Raw genomic sequence first — 15,118 nt, 5'->3', positions numbered from 1 at the left:
ATGCAGCGTTCAATATCACTAAAACTGATCCCCGTTTTGATACTTTATTTCTCCCTTACCAGTTGTAGTCAAGGTCCGACAGACACACCGCCCTTAGCCCCGGTGAAAGGCGTCGTGACACTGGATGGCAAGCCACTGACTACGGGTACCATCCAGTTCACTCCCGATAAAGATCGGGGAACTACCGGGAGAATGGCTCTGGGTGGGATAAAAGAAGATGGTACATTTGAGTTAATGACAATCAAAAAAGGCGATGGAGCTCAGGTGGGGCATCATCTGGTCTCAATTGAGTGTTATGAATCGTCTGCATTTGATCCGAATCAACCCGTCAACCAGACACCAAAGTCATTAATTCCCAATAGATATACCGACCCGAAAAAAAGTGAGCTGACAGCTCAGGTTCAAGCGGGTGAGGAGAATAACTTTACTTTCCAACTGACGAGCAAACCGTAGCCTTGTCGATGATCAGATTTATTAAAAAACGCCGCATCTCAGTTGCCTGGGAAAGCGGCGTTTTTTATTTCAAGATAGGGCAGTCTCAGTCAGACGATTGGTCATTTTAAATCGAATTCGAGATCCGAAGTTCCCCCCTGGGGGACCTCTGCTTTAAAAGGAGAAGTCCCAAAATTACTGAATTGATGAGGTAACTGATTGATAGCTCCGACGTCGGCTGGAAATTCACTTTCCGGGACTTTTGAACCGTCAGGCATCACAAAATGTTCAAACAGGACTTTGTAGTTTCCCTGCGGAACTCCGTCTCTTCCATCCTGGTATTTGATCATAAACTGCCCGGTATCATCGGTTGTGCCGCGACCGCCCTGACCCTTGGTTTGTCCTTCCGGGAAAAAAATAACAGTGATACCCGCCACTGGTTTTCCTTTCACTGTCACAGTACCCCATGTAGGGGACACTTCAAGTTCATCACGTTGTGCTTCTGCACTTCCACAACCTGCCAGCAATACCAGCAGGCTGAAGCAATATAATCGGTTAAACATTTTATTCGATCCAATGCGGCTGTGGTCTGTAACATCAACCCGTAAGTTTGCCGGAATTGGGTGATGTTACTGAGTGAACCTGGAATAAAGTTCGGCGTTTAGAATTCAGGGAGAACTTTACCATCTGCGATATAGGAGAGATAAACCCGGGTGGTGGCATCAATGTTTTCGCTAACAAATCGCACCGCACCATCTCCCAGAAGGACATGGCAACCTCCGGTGTGCAAGCTTCCTGAATATCCCCAAGAGGCAAGGTAGCCTACTGGTCCGGTTGAATACCAGGTATTAATATTTGCTCCGGCGAAATTTGTTCCGTTACCAACCCATTTGGCAAAACCCCAGGCGGTTCCTTCTCCGTTCGCGACATACCGTGTTGTCTCTACAACAGCGACAGTATTACTCAAGCCATCAGTAACGTCACGAAATTTTGCACAGCCATTGAAACCGAACATGGGTCGAGTCGTGATTCCCAACGCGCCCCAGTTATTACAGGTGGTATATTCGCTATTCGTGCTGAAGTCATAGTTCGTGAACACACCCAGTAAAGTCGAGTTACTTGGAGAGATGGAATAATGTGTACTGGAGGTCGTTGTATATACTTCGGGGGTGGAATCAGAAGGGCAATGAAATGCTTTAACAATGGTAGAGACAACCTCGTCATTTGGATTTCCCGCAGCACCGGGGGCGACAATCGTACCACCTGAGGGATTGTATGAACCGGTTGCGACGCTCGCGTTGAACTTATTGTATAAGTTGGTCTGTTCCAGGTAAGGTAAGAGAAGTAACCAGCCTCGGTGGTTGAGTGTGACTGTGCCGGAAGTACTGGCAGATCCCCCAGAGCAAGAACCGGAATGGGAGACTGAGTAAGGCAGTACCTTGTGTGTCCCATTGTAGTTGTGTAAGGCCAGCCCTAATTGTTTCATGTTGTTTTTACAGGTACTGCGACGGGCTGCTTCGCGGGCCTGTTGAACGGCGGGGAGCAGTAATGCGATCAGGATGGCGATAATCGCAATCACGACCAACAGCTCAATCAGCGTAAAGCCTTTTCTACGGTGATGGGGCACCAGCATGGGGAATCTCCTCCAGTAAATAGGGATTATGACATCGCGACTGCCCATACAGAAGAAATTGTTCAATCAACCGTCCCCGAACTGGAACGGCCTGTACAGGCCAGGTAAAGATAATTAATCTTATTTAGCAAGCGGTGTGCCAATTCCTTAATCAGAAGAGCTCAATTTGGCCGCGTTTTAGGTATTATCAGTTCAAAAAACAACTTTATGAATTTTCTTCAGTCGAGGCGGCTCTGTTTCCGAGTAAGTATCCTGCAGCATCAGCTAACCGTGATACGCATCAAACTGCTTTGTTTTTAAGCAGCTGCAAACAGGAATTTTCTGGCTTGTACAGGAGATTCAGTCAAACATCAGTAATTTTTATACTTCTCAACTTGCCTTTTACTTTACTGGAAGAGAGTTCCTTATGACTCAACCGCCTCTGCCTGCGATCAAAGATTTTAAACTGACAGGAATAATTCTGTGTGTCATTGGTGTCATCTCTCTGCTTACACCACTGATCGCTGGTATAACTGTGGTTTATATGATTGGTGCATTATTACTGTTGGGGGGGATTTTATATGTTTTGCAGGCGATGCAGATGGGAGATGTTGCAGGGAAAACTTTTCATGTGATCCTGGGCGCGCTGATCATGCTCGGCGGGCTCAGCCTGTTGTTTCATCCATTATATGGACTGGAATTACTGACATTGATGATGGCAATGTTTTTTGTTTTTGAGGGAGTCTGGAAAATCATCATGTCGCTGGGAATCCGTCCTGCTAATGGCTGGAGTCGAATTCTCTTCAGTGGCTTGGTCTCGTTACTCTTAGGAGGCCTGATCTGGAGTCAGTGGCCTGTCTCTGGAATGTGGGCAGTGGGAACTCTGGTGGGGGTCGATTTTCTGCTCACCGGTTTTTTCCTGATCAGCCTGGCAAATCAGTCGAGAGGAGGAGGCTCCGGTCCTTCAGAAACGATCGATGTGTAAAGCGAAATAGTTCGTCGATGTGGATGAATATCCCATTTCTTGGAAAACCTCGTTACGGCTTGGGTGGTAAAGCCGGAAGTTCTGGAATCACGGGGGGCACAACTGGTTTGAGCACTTTCACCTCCGACTTGGATTGATCCAGTGTCGGAACGTTTTTGCTTCCCAGTTGTGCTGTGCGGTCGGGAGACATCCGGTTGCGGTAGATCACCAGTCCATCGATGGCATGATACAGGGCTGAGTAATCGACGGGTTCATCTTTGTTATTGATAATATCATTCGCCAGCAAGGAGAGTGCTTTCCGCACCCAGTCTTCATTGAGGCGATCATCCGGAAGTGCCATCATCAGGAATTCCAGAGTATGCCCTGTCGTTTCCAGTCGTTCCTGAAAATTTTCGCTGGCACTTTTCTGGAAGAAGTAGTCGTAAGAAAAAGAGCCGTCCAGGTTCTGCATTGCCTTGGCTTCTTCAATGTGTTTCTGGATTTTCTGATCTGCTTCCAGCCAGTAACTTCGCAGGCGCTGTCCTGAATTCTGGTAGGTATTTCTGGCGTAGGCCAGAGCGAACAAGGCGTGTGTTCCACCACAGGCCGATTCGTTCGAGAGCGTGGCATTCTGCATGTAAACCAGATCATCCATATGCCATTCTTCTCCTTTTTTGTCCTCCCAGACGGCGTCAGGGCCCAGGTAATGCACCAGCGCCCAGAGTGACCAGGTGACTTCTTCGTTCTCCTGTATTTCTTTTTGCGCATTGGCGACGATGTCGGCTACTGTAATGGGGCCATCGGGAGTCTGGAACTGATGATCGAGTGGAACATCGGCCATGGCCAGAATTGCCAGTGATTGATTTTTATGTCCTTCAAATGCATTGGATTTGGTATAGGGGTGTGCGCGGCCGCCGAACTCGGTTTTCTGGAACCAGGGTTCATTGTCAAAGGTGGGACCAGAGGAAATCCACTCCAGCGCGTTGACAACTTTTCCATCCTTTTTGAGCTGATAGTCTTTCCGGAATGCCAGCATCCCATGATAAATTTCCCAGGGGGAATGCTCCTCTGATGCCAGATAATGCTGACGGGCAATCTCAATGGCCTGTTCCACTTTGGGGAGAAGTTCTTCGGGAGACTCCAGATTTTCGGTGCCTGTGATATCGGGAGCCGGACTGGTGGCTCTCTCGGAATTGCAACCGGCGAACATAATACTGCTGGAAAACAGAAGAACCAGTAGGGGGAGACGGACGATAAAGCTCATGGTTGTATGGATTCCAGGGATAATGCAATTTTATAGGGATGTAACACGGATAGACGCTGTTTTCCAAGGGGCCTTTAGTGCCAGCTATCTGTAGTGAATGTACCACGTAAAATTACAGAAGTAAATCATATATGTTGTGTAAAATCGCCATGTTACTAATTCAGAGAGATCTTCCTGGCTAATTGAATCTCTAGAGCGCATCACATTTAACCATAGCATCTGTCAATCTAATATACTGGCTCCAATTGGACCTGGAGACGCTACAGTAAAACTGGACACAGTCAAAATGAGAACGGGTGGGAATCGAGCTTATATCTCTGATCGAGCACTCTTAAATAAAAATCCATTCGAACTTTCCATAGCAGTAAAACTAAACGAAAAACGGCTGAGCCTTTTGAGAAAGACTCAGCCGTTTTTCGTTTGTCTTGATGTGTCTTCTTATGACACGAGTAGCGGTGGAGGGATTCGAACCCCCGACACGCGGATTATGATTCCGCTGCTCTAACCGACTGAGCTACACCGCCAGTTTGGGTTACCCCCCACGGTTTTGCCGCATGGGGCTATCCTACAGAAATTTGTGCTGCAGGAAAAGTCATCCTCAGTGCTAACTTGCTTAGGTATCTCACTTTATAGGTAAAATATCCGCTGAGAAGTCGAAAGCTTAACAAAATCCTGTTTGATCGCAAGTCAACCGCCGCTCTCATCCAAAAATGCCCCCGAATTTCGTTGATTGTGATGCATTTACAGGGGCGATATACTCATTTTCTGGTCTTAACCAATATCAGAAGTTCCTGGACCTGGAGCAGTGACATACGATGGGATATCAGAATCAGCTTCTACTGTTAGTGATCGTCTTGTCTTTTAATCTCCCCTGTTCTGGTGAAGAGAACCCCCAGAGTCCTCATCCACTCGATCCGGTGACGCGTTTACCCGTTTATGAGCGAGGGGAAGCTGGCTATCACTCATTCCGAATCCCTGCCTTACTTTCCACTCCCCAGGGGACACTGCTCGCCTTTGCAGAAGCCCGCAAGAATAATTTAAATGACAGTGGCGACATCGATCTGGTTCTCAAAAGGAGTCAGGATCGGGGAAAAACCTGGTCTGATTTATCAGTGATCTGGGATGATGGTGAAAATACCTGCGGTAACCCTTGCCCTGTAGTGGATCGGACAACGGGCCGCATCTGGTTGCCATTAACCTGGAATCACGGTGAAGACCATGCAAAACAGATCAAAGACCAGTCAGGCAGAGATACGCGTCGCGTTTATATGAGTTATTCCGATGATGACGGACTGACATGGAAGCGACCTTATGAAGTGACTGAATCGACAAAGAAACCGGAATGGACGTGGTATGCGACAGGCCCCGGGAATGGTATTCAGTTGACTCGGGGGAAATTGAAAGGGCGTCTGGTCATTCCCTGCGATCATAATGCGTCACTCGAGGGAAAGGTTGTACGTCGATCGCATGCCATTTTCTCAGACGATCATGGGAAGACCTGGGAGATGAGTGAGCCGATCGGGGAAAAAACCAATGAGTGTGCTGTCGTTGAACTGGTTGATGGTCGGTTATTGATGAATATGCGGAGCTATCACGGTAAAAATCGCCGCGCAATTGCCTATTCCAGTGATAGTGGTAATTCCTGGTCTGATGTGACCCTGGATCAAACTTTGATCGAACCCGTCTGTCAGGCCAGTCTGATTCGAGTCCGGTTTCCCACTGCGGATAAATCGGGGCTGATACTTTTCAGTAATCCAGCCAGCACAAAACGAAAGAAGATGGTGGTGCGACTGAGTGAGGACGACGGAAAAACCTGGACAGCATCACTGCTGGTGACACCAGATTCTGCGGCGTATTCCAGTCTCGCTGAAATGGGAGATGGGGAAATCGGCCTGCTCTATGAGCGGGATGGATATCGGACCATTGAATTTGTCTCCTTTAACCTTACTTCTGTTCAGACCGGTTCATAGGTGAAACGGATAACTCTTTTAATATTAGAAAACGGATTCTTATGGATACTTTACTTGATCGTTTTTTACGATATGTCAGAATTGATACCCAGTCAGATGAGACCAGTCCGACCTTTCCGAGTACAAAAAAACAACTGGTTCTGAGTCGGATGCTGTTTGAAGAGTGTGAGCAGATGGGACTGGAAGATGTCACCATCAACGAGTACGGGATTGTGATGGCCACGATTCCCTCCACGATTGAAGCAGATGTTCCTGCGATTGGCTGGGTGGCACATGTGGATACTTCGCCCGAGTTTTCAGGTACGGACGTCAAACCGATTGTGCATGAAAATTATAATGGCGAAGATCTGGTACTGCCTGGAGATCCTGCACGCGTTTTAAGGGTGAGCGAAGAACCTCGTCTGCAGCAGATGCAGGGTAAAACGGTGATTACCACTGATGGTACGACTCTTCTGGGGGCGGATGACAAATCGGGGGTAGCAGTCATGATGGCCGCAGCGGCGCAACTGGTGCAGGATCCGTCAATCGCTCACGGCCCGATTCGACTCTGTTTTACCTGCGATGAAGAAATCGGTCGCGGCATTGAAAAACTGGATCTGGCTACATTCGGAGTCTGTTGCGCATACACCCTGGACAGTGATGGTAGTGGCCGTATTGATTCCGAAACGTTTTCCGCAGATCAGGCTGTGATTGTTGTCAAAGGCATCAATACACATCCTTCTGTCGGGAAGGATGTGATGGTGAATGCCAATCGCATTTTGTGTGAGTTAATTGCTCGCTTGCCGACAGAAACGTTAAGCCCGGAAACCACTGAGGGACGCGAAGGGTTTATCCACCCCTACCATATAGAAGGCAGTGTTTCTGAGGCGTCAGCCCGACTGATTCTACGCGATTTTGAAACAGAAAAACTTGCGGAATATGCCGAACTGCTGGAATCTCTGGCAGAACCGCTCCGCCAGAAATACACTAAAGCAGAGATCACGATCAGCATACATAAACAGTATCGTAATATGCGTGATGGATTATCCAAAGAGCCCCGCGCTCTGGAAAAGGCAATCGCAGCAACTCGCGCCGCCGGTCTCGAGCCCAATCTGAATGTGATTCGGGGAGGAACTGATGGCAGTCTATTGACTGAAAAAGGATTACCCACCCCCAATCTTTCCAGTGGACAGCACAATCCTCATTCACCGCTGGAATGGACCACTGTGGAAGAAATGCAGCAGGCAGTGGATGTTCTCCTGCAGTTGGCTCGACTCTGGGGTGAAGAACGTTGAGTATCCAACTGACGAGTTGAATGAATCTGTGGCACTCTCCGCTTTTTTTCTGAAGTTGCTCATTCTGGTTCGGGTTGTCCGGGTTGCCGGGGTTGGCGAAAATAGGGAAGCGTTTCGGTTCCAGCTGCGCGTGTTGTACTAACGAGTTAAGACAACACCCCCTCCATGAGCAGTATTCTGCCTGATTCGGTTTTCAAATGGTCATTTAAAAATGAATCGATTATACAGGTCGTAGTGCATCTTCGTGAAAACGATTGTTTGACCATCGAAAAATTGTGGCTTATGTTAAACATATCGGCAAGATACTTGTTTAAATAATCGTTGTGCATTCTTTGTGCAGCGCGAACCGGCGACTTTTTACCTGTCTGCTTTTGATGAGCCCTGCTTGTGGCGGCCTTCAGCAACAGGATAAAACGTCGGTTATAGAGGGGGAACCATGTTTTCTACAACCAAGATGCGTCTTCTGAAGAGATTCCATTCGAGTCATTTGTGGGTTTATTTACTGGGATGTTTACTGGCAGCCAGCACGAATCATGTCGTTGCAGATCCCGGTGAACTTCCGATTGTCATTCCCGTTTCGCAAAGTCAGACAATTGCCAAGGGAGAAGAGTATGAGCGAAATCGACAATGGATCAAGGCAATTGAACATTATGAAGAGGCTCTGAAAGAGTGGCCTGAAAACGACAATATCAAATATGGTCTGCGTCGTGCCAAAATTCATTTTGGTATCGACCGCCGTTATATGGATGACAGCTTTTCTAAGGTGCTCCTGTCTCAGTCACGCCGGGAAGCTTTTATTCTCTTCGACGAAATATTATCCAAAATTCAATCGCACTTCGTCGATCCGCTCAGTACGACCTCCTTTGTGGCCCATGGTACGGAAAGTCTGTATCTGGCTTTAGCCAATGATCAGTTTATCAAGGCTCATCTCAAGGGAGTGCCACCCGAGAAGATTCGTATGGTCCGTCGAATTCTGAGAGAAAAATACTGGAATAAATCTGTCTCAAGTCATCACGGGGCACATCAGTTGATTATTGAAGTCTGCACTATGTCTTATCAGAATCTGGGGCTGCGTGATACTGCTGTGATTTCCGAATACATGTTCGGTGGCTGTAATGCCCTGGATGATTACAGCAGCTTTCTGACTCCGGAACGTCTGGGTGATCTGTACGATAACATTGAAGGCGAATTTGTCGGTATCGGTATTGAAATGAAAGCCGAGATCGGAGAAGGCATGCTGCTGATGAACGTACTCCCAGACAGCCCTGCCGAAGCGGCCGGGGTACTGTCGGGGGATCATATTGTAGGTATCGATCAGAAAGATTGCCGAAATATGACAACTGATCAGGCTGCGAATCTACTGCGGGGAAATTCCGGCAGCCAAGTAGTGTTGGAACTGGAAAGTCCCGGTAGTGAGCGGACCCGTACCGCACGGGTGACCCGTAAAGCAGTCCAGGTGAAAAGTTTTCCCGTCGTTAAAATGCTCGACAAGGAAAATGGAATTGCTTACATCAAAATGACCGGTTTTCAAAAAACATCTGCTGCAGAACTGGATGCTGCCCTGCATAAACTTCACGGCGAAGGTATGCGGTCACTGATCTGGGATGTACGTGGTAATCCGGGGGGGTTACTGTCTGCTGCAGTGGAAGTGCTGGATCGTTTCCTGGAAGAAGGAAAACTCGTTTCTACTAAAGGACGTGTTTCCGACCAGAACTGGAGTTACACAGCACATCGTCCAGGTACCTGGAAAATTCCGCTGGTATTACTGATCGATGAAAACAGTGCCAGTGCCAGCGAAATTGTGGCGGGAGCATTAACCGATCATCGTCGAGCGACAGTCGTAGGACGCAAATCCTATGGGAAATGGTCTGTTCAGAGTATTTTCCCGATCCGTGGTTCGACCGGTTTACGCCTGACAACTGCCAAATTCTATTCGCCTCAAGGTCATACATATGGTAAGATCGGAATCAAACCGACGATCACGGTTGAGAAAGATGAACTGCAGACAGCCATGTATGGTGCTTCGAGAGAACAGAAACTCGCTGCAGATTCTGATATCAAACGTGGTTTACTAATACTGCAAAGGCAATATGCTGTAACACCATGATGGATGAACGTGCCGCCTGGCTCACACAGGGAAAAGGAACAACCCCCGAATTACGGTGGTCATTCTCAACAGAAGCTCCTTTACTTGCGCTGGACCTGGCACGGGAAACCGGAGAAATACTGGCCGCCGATGTTTCGGGCGGCCTTTATTTATTGGATCGGCAGGGGCAGTTTCTGCATTTGAATCGTGGTATCAAGGATGTGCAACTGGTCCACTGGAGTGATCGTGGGAAATTAGGTGCTGCGATCTATTCAGACAATAATATCTGCTGCTTTGATCGTGATCTGAACGTCTTGTGGGCGATCTCTTTTTCGGTCGAATGTCTGGCTATCACGATGGATGCCTACGGAGACTATCTGGCGGTCAGCCTGGCCAGTGGCAAGACCATTCTGATTGACTCACAGAAAAAGAAAGTTGCCAGCTTTGAAACAATGCGTCCTTTGAGTTATCTCGAATTTCAGGTTACAGAACCCCGATTGATGGGGGCAGCAGAAAACGGGTTTCTCTGCTGCTATGACCTCGAGGGAAATTGTATCTGGACTGAAAAGCACTGGTCTAATTGTGGGGGGATTTCAATTTCGGGAGATGGCCAGCGACTCTATCTGGCAGGATTCAATTATGGAATCTTAATTTTTGATCACGATGGTGAATCAGCAGGTACTCTCATTTTTGAAGGTACTCCCAAAGTCCTCGCCTGTGATTTTTCAGGGAATCGTATCGTTGCCGCTACGATTGAGCAGGAATTGTATTGGTTAAATCAGGAAGGGAAGCTGATTTGGGGAGGAGTCATTCCTGATGAAGCAATTGAAGTTGCCTGCGATCCGTTTGGCCTCTGGTGTGTCTGTGGTTTGAAATCTGGACTCGTACAGTGTCTGGACTGGAGTGATTCGATTTAAACGGATCGCTGTATTCAAAGGCCATGCTGTTGTGATGTGCAGTCCTTTTTTTCTTATTGAGGAAGCTTGAAAACAATGAGGGTCTATTTTGACTCTCCCCTGTCAACAGCTTATGATATATGTTCTTCTGTCATTCGGGTTTAGGTGGTTCCAAATCAATTCTTAACAATTTCTGAAAGCGTTCGAACTCAAGTAAGGCGTTTTTTGAATCTGTCGATTCAGACAATTCTGGGGCAGGCGATGGCCAAGCGGAATGAAAATACTCCTGAGAAAAAAAAACGCCAGTCCGCGCGCGTACCCAAACTGGAAACACTGGGCAAATATAAAATCGAGAAAGAGATCGGTGCGGGCGGGATGGGAGCCGTCTTTCTGGCTCGCGATACCAGATTGAATCGTCTGGCTGCATTAAAAATTCTACCGCGTGATAAGGCTGAAAATCCCGTTCTGGTGAAACGGTTCAAAGCGGAAGGTCAGGCTGCTGCCCATCTCCGTCATGAGAATATTGTTTCGGTTTATGATGCCGGCGAAGAAGATGGATATCTCTACATCGCATTGGAGTATGTCGAGGGCACAGATCTTCATAATCTCATCAATAAGCGAAACCGAATCCCGGTTCGTCGGTCACTGGAAATCATCACACAGGTGACAGAGGCCCTGGCGCATGCATACCAACAGGGAATCGTGCATCGTGACATCAAGCCTGCCAATATTCTCATTCGTCTGGATGGCGTTGTTAAGTTGACTGATCTGGGACTGGCACGTTCCATTGATGACAATACTGAAACCAGCATTACACGGGCCGGGACGACTGTTGGGACCGTTGATTACATGGCTCCCGAGCAGGCTCGTGACAGTAAGGCTGCTGATATTCGCAGTGATATCTATTCGCTCGGGTGTACCTGGTACCACATGCTGACAGGCCGGGCTCCCTTCTCTGAGGGAAGTCTGACCAATAAACTCGCGGCCCATGCTACTTCCCCTCCCCCCGATCCCCGGGAGCTCAATGATCGAGTGCCGGAAGGGATTGTCGCCATCATTCATCGGATGATGGCCAAACCACAGGCAGATCGTTACCAGACCCCGTCTGAACTTCTGGAAGATTTAAAGAATTCAAATTTGAAACGCTCGAATGTCGGGAACGATGTGCTGGAAGCATTGGCAAACGATGAATCGGATGGAGAGCAACCCGCTTTTGAGTCCGATCAACTTCCCGCGGCAGACAGCAGTGATTTCCTGATTAATCAGTTCATGCCCGATTACAGTAATCCGGCTGATGATCATGAAGATGAAGATAGTGAGACGCAAAATCGACTCAGTACCAGTTTTGACCTGCAGCAACTGGCGGGAGAAGTCGATTTCGAATCAGATGTGACAGTACCAGGGCTCAAGCAACCAGCCAAACCAGCAAAAGGCAAAAAAAAAGGTGAACGCAGGCGATCTTCTGCGAAACGTCAGGAACCACAGGATGAAGGGGAAGGTTCTGTTATTTCTGACTCGGCAATGAAAACGCGCCAGGCTGCGCGTTCTCCGAAACAGGATTCATCCTCTACCTCAACACCAGGTAAAGGAACAAGGCCCGTAGCCCGGGAAAAGCAAACTCCGGAAAAACCGCGATCTCGGAAGGGACAGGGAAATTCTGCACGTCCACCGAAGAAGTCATTGAAAACAACAAATGTGCCCGCGTTAGATGAGCCGGCGGCAGGAGATCAGATTGCCGTTGATTACAAACAGATTGCCATGCTGGCGGGGGCAGTCCTGCTATTGATTCTCCTGATCTGGTGGGGGATCAATGCCCTGGGGATTTCAGGGGACGGACCGCAACAGGGGCCTGCCAGTAATCCTTTTGCCACTGCAGAACAGAATCAGCAGGGCAATTCGCAGAATGATGAAGATCAGCCCGAGAGTGCAGAAACTGGCGAACAACCGGTTGAGGATTCTTCTCAATCAGAGGTTGCTGTTACAGATGTGAAATCTGAAGTAGAGAAATCAAAACAAAAAAGAGAGATCAGCGAGTCCTGGAAAAACATGTCGGTTCGAGGGCAGGAAAAAAAACATCTGCCGGACTGGGGGGCAGCGTTTTCTGCACTCTCTGGACCGAATGCAGTCAAGCTGGATCCTCGCTTACCTGTTTTAAAAGTGGCGGAAGGGAAAAATGAGCCCGGAGTCTGGGACAGTTTAAATAAAGCTCTGGATGAAGTGACTTCCAGGGGGGCTGTAATCCGTCTCTATGGAACAGGGCCATTTTTGCTTAAGCCACATCGGTTAAAAGATATTTCTCAATTAATCATCATGGCGGATGCAGATCAGAGGCCGACGATTCTGATGCAGCCAAACAAGGAAAAAGAGAAACAGTCTGAAGTGAACCTGTTTTCGTTTTCCTCCGGCTTATTACGTTTTCAGGGAGTCGATCTGCTGTGTGATGCGTCCACGCTTTCAGGCTCTGGGGTTTGCAATATCCTGGAGTTAAATCAGAGTGATCTCACATTCCAGGACAGCTCTTTCACGCTGACCGGGACGACTGATCGAGCACTGCGTCTGGTTCACTCCACGGGAGGACCACGTACAACCACAACACGACCTGAAGGTGAGTCGCGCATTTTTCTGGAAAACTCCGTGATCATGGGGCAGAAGCTGGAAGCAGTTCGCGTGGATCAGATTTATGCGGATGTTCTGATCTCTAACTGTTTCCTCTCTTCCATAGGAGCACCCTGTCTGGAAATGGACAGTCTGGACCTGGCGCTGACCCCCGGTTTGCTTTTGCAGGAGCGTCAGGTTCCCCGCACCGCCAGGATATTTTCCAGTACCCTGCTCTCCGATCAGACGATCTTCGCATTAGCTGGTCCTCGGGAAAAGAAAAAACCGGTAAAGTCTGATCAAGAGGCACTTGCCAGCGGTCAAACTGATATTGTTGTAATCAATTCTGTGTTGATTGGGAGTCCGAAAAATAAACAGGCTGCAATGCTGACTCTCGATAACTGGCCTCAGGATAAGCTGAGAAGTCAGAGTGCAAGTCGATTTGATGAGATCCAGTTGCAATTGGAGAACTCTCTCTTGTGGGGCTGGCCTGCTTATCTTCGCTCTACAGAACAGGGAAATACACAAAATGTATTTCAAATCGATTCACATCGAACCTGGCAGCAGAGTTGGGGAACCCATGTTGCTGCTGACATGTTCCAGTCGGATCTGCCTGCAGAACTGGATGAGTTAATGACTCCCGCATTCATAAAACCTTTACTGGAATTTTCAAAACAGAAAAATGTATACGCCATTTCAGCAGATGGCGTCACCGCTGGATGTGATCCTGCGAGACTTAACTCCCTGACAGAGAGTCAACAAAGGCGGATTAAAGCCGTACTGGGGAAGCCTGACATTGAACGGGAAATGCAGGGGCTGTTTGCGAAAGCAAAAGCTGTGACGTTCGATATGACAAAAGGGAACCTTAGCGACTTCCTCAACAGCCCAGCGATTTCCGGACCCACACGAGTGAATCTCAGTGGCCAGGGAATCTGTTACATGTCACCAGTGGCTCTGGAGAATAAACAGATCCAGCTTGTTTTTCAGCACAAGGGGGCTGAGAGTCCACAGGTTGTTGAATTAAAATTGCTCCCCACAACTGTTAAAACTCGCTCGAAATCTGGGATTGAAGCGTTCTTCAGCTTAAAAAATTCAACCCTGGATATCTCAGGGGGAGCATTTCGGATATCGCCGGAACGAAAAGGTGTTGTGCCAAAGCATTTTGTGGTATGTCAGAATAGTCGCCTGGGACTGGATCAATGTGCTCTGGCTGCTCTGTTGGTGAACGATAACCGGTTTGAGTCTGCAGTTCATATTGAACCAGGTACCAAAGGCAAGTCGAATCAGATTCAGATTGAGAATTCATTCATAACTGTTTCAGGTACAATTATTCAATCCGAATCCAGTCAACTGGATCTGGAGGTCAGCAACAGTCTGTTTCTCAGCCAACAGGATATTTTTGCTTTCCCGCTTAAACCGGGCGATTCCCCCGGAATTCATGTCGCATTAAATCAAAGTACTTTTGCCCCTCGTGGTTCAGTTTTTGCTATCAAAGAAGAATCGGGAGGAAGTAGCTCCGAACAGTCTGCCATTCAGGTTATTGCGGAAGAGTCATTGTTCCTGCCTGCTCCGGCAAGCTCAGCGTCACGTTCTGATTTCTCAAAAACGGCATCACTGATCTCAGCTCGTCAATCTTCCTCGAGCCCTGAGGGAATCGAGTGGTGGGGAAATTCAAACGGGTATATGGTAGAGAGATTTAATGCGATCGATCGGGCAACCGGTAATTCTCCAGGGGCAGGAAATGATTTTTCAGCGGGTATGAAAAGTCTCTTTGGTACAGATGCGGAACAACATGAATTGTCGATGCGCGGAGGGATCATATTGCAGGATCAAAAACTGCCTCCCCTGGTCAAATTACAGCCCGTTCATTTTCAATTGCTACCCACATGCAAGGCGGCAACCTGGTCTGCATTGAAACAACCCCTGGGGGCTGATCCTGCTGTATTACAAAAGATCATCGAAGGCAAACAGGGGCAGGATAAATCGGGACGACTTAAGCGGGCATTCTGAGAACTGTCTGGATTA

Annotated in this window: 10 protein-coding genes and 1 tRNA gene; 7 read left to right on the top strand and 4 right to left on the bottom strand. The window is 48.1% G+C overall.

Annotation, left to right across the window (positions count from 1 at the left end; all coding sequences use genetic code 11):
• Nucleotides 1-453: a carboxypeptidase regulatory-like domain-containing protein gene (locus ACN0YH_RS04715; protein WP_417378405.1), complete on the top strand. Its 453-nt coding sequence runs from the start codon at nucleotides 1-3 to the stop codon at nucleotides 451-453.
• Nucleotides 454-554: 101 nt separating this feature from the next.
• Here ACN0YH_RS04715 and ACN0YH_RS04710 read toward each other — a convergent pair whose 3' ends face one another.
• Both ACN0YH_RS04710 and ACN0YH_RS04705 read right to left on the bottom strand, forming a co-directional pair.
• On the bottom strand, nucleotides 555-995 hold the full coding sequence (locus tag ACN0YH_RS04710) for a carboxypeptidase-like regulatory domain-containing protein (protein WP_417378404.1): 441 nt from the start codon (nucleotides 993-995) through the stop codon (nucleotides 555-557).
• A 98-nt stretch (nucleotides 996-1,093) separates the two neighbouring features.
• A complete protein-coding gene (locus tag ACN0YH_RS04705) occupies nucleotides 1,094-2,065 on the bottom strand; it encodes a DUF1559 domain-containing protein (protein WP_417378403.1) in 972 nt (323 codons plus the stop codon).
• Nucleotides 2,066-2,471: 406 nt separating this feature from the next.
• Between ACN0YH_RS04705 and ACN0YH_RS04700 the strand changes: the two genes are divergently transcribed.
• The gene (locus ACN0YH_RS04700; RefSeq protein ID WP_417378402.1) at nucleotides 2,472-3,029 is read left to right on the top strand and encodes an HdeD family acid-resistance protein; all 558 of its coding nucleotides are present in this window, start codon (nucleotides 2,472-2,474) and stop codon (nucleotides 3,027-3,029) included.
• Between the two features lie 52 nt (nucleotides 3,030-3,081).
• Here ACN0YH_RS04700 and ACN0YH_RS04695 read toward each other — a convergent pair whose 3' ends face one another.
• On the bottom strand, nucleotides 3,082-4,272 hold the full coding sequence (locus ACN0YH_RS04695) for a hypothetical protein (RefSeq protein ID WP_417378401.1): 1,191 nt from the start codon (nucleotides 4,270-4,272) through the stop codon (nucleotides 3,082-3,084).
• Between the two features lie 450 nt (nucleotides 4,273-4,722).
• Nucleotides 4,723-4,796 (bottom strand) — tRNA-Met (locus tag ACN0YH_RS04690).
• A gap of 291 nt (nucleotides 4,797-5,087) precedes the next feature.
• On the opposite strand from ACN0YH_RS04690, the gene ACN0YH_RS04685 reads away from it, so the two are divergent.
• From ACN0YH_RS04685 to ACN0YH_RS04665, 5 genes are all read left to right on the top strand, one after another.
• On the top strand, nucleotides 5,088-6,242 hold the full coding sequence (locus ACN0YH_RS04685; RefSeq protein ID WP_417378400.1) for a sialidase family protein: 1,155 nt from the start codon (nucleotides 5,088-5,090) through the stop codon (nucleotides 6,240-6,242).
• A gap of 41 nt (nucleotides 6,243-6,283) precedes the next feature.
• Nucleotides 6,284-7,516, top strand: coding sequence for a peptidase T (gene pepT, locus ACN0YH_RS04680; protein WP_417378399.1), 1,233 nt, complete (start codon nucleotides 6,284-6,286; stop codon nucleotides 7,514-7,516).
• A gap of 436 nt (nucleotides 7,517-7,952) precedes the next feature.
• Nucleotides 7,953-9,623 (top strand): S41 family peptidase, encoded by a 1,671-nt coding sequence (locus tag ACN0YH_RS04675; protein ID WP_417378398.1) that lies wholly within the window; start codon nucleotides 7,953-7,955, stop codon nucleotides 9,621-9,623.
• The gene (locus ACN0YH_RS04670; RefSeq protein ID WP_417378397.1) at nucleotides 9,620-10,519 is read left to right on the top strand and encodes a hypothetical protein; all 900 of its coding nucleotides are present in this window, start codon (nucleotides 9,620-9,622) and stop codon (nucleotides 10,517-10,519) included. The genes ACN0YH_RS04675 and ACN0YH_RS04670 overlap by 4 nt, the downstream gene beginning before the upstream one ends.
• A gap of 204 nt (nucleotides 10,520-10,723) precedes the next feature.
• Complete coding sequence (locus tag ACN0YH_RS04665; protein WP_417378396.1) at nucleotides 10,724-15,103, top strand: serine/threonine protein kinase; 4,380 nt, start codon at nucleotides 10,724-10,726, stop codon at nucleotides 15,101-15,103.
• Nucleotides 15,104-15,118: the final 15 nt, after the last annotated feature.

This window comes from Gimesia sp. (assembly GCF_048262075.1).
In the GTDB taxonomy this organism is placed as follows: Bacteria; Planctomycetota; Planctomycetia; order Planctomycetales; family Planctomycetaceae; genus Gimesia.
Note: the sequence above shows the minus strand (reverse complement) of the source record. Positions and strands in the feature narration are given on the sequence as shown.

Bases quoted from the DNA above. Each gene is read 5' to 3' on its own strand.
- ACN0YH_RS04705 (WP_417378403.1), bottom strand. From the start codon at position 2,065: ATGCTGGTGCCCCATCACCGTAGAAAAGGCTTTACGCTGATTGAGCTG.
- pepT (WP_417378399.1), top strand. From the start codon at position 6,284: ATGGATACTTTACTTGATCGTTTTTTACGATATGTCAGAATTGATACC.
- ACN0YH_RS04695 (WP_417378401.1), bottom strand. From the start codon at position 4,272: ATGAGCTTTATCGTCCGTCTCCCCCTACTGGTTCTTCTGTTTTCCAGC.
- ACN0YH_RS04675 (WP_417378398.1), top strand. From the start codon at position 7,953: ATGTTTTCTACAACCAAGATGCGTCTTCTGAAGAGATTCCATTCGAGT.
- ACN0YH_RS04685 (WP_417378400.1), top strand. From the start codon at position 5,088: ATGGGATATCAGAATCAGCTTCTACTGTTAGTGATCGTCTTGTCTTTT.
- ACN0YH_RS04710 (WP_417378404.1), bottom strand. From the start codon at position 995: ATGTTTAACCGATTATATTGCTTCAGCCTGCTGGTATTGCTGGCAGGT.
- ACN0YH_RS04670 (WP_417378397.1), top strand. From the start codon at position 9,620: ATGATGGATGAACGTGCCGCCTGGCTCACACAGGGAAAAGGAACAACC.
- ACN0YH_RS04700 (WP_417378402.1), top strand. From the start codon at position 2,472: ATGACTCAACCGCCTCTGCCTGCGATCAAAGATTTTAAACTGACAGGA.
- ACN0YH_RS04715 (WP_417378405.1), top strand. From the start codon at position 1: ATGCAGCGTTCAATATCACTAAAACTGATCCCCGTTTTGATACTTTAT.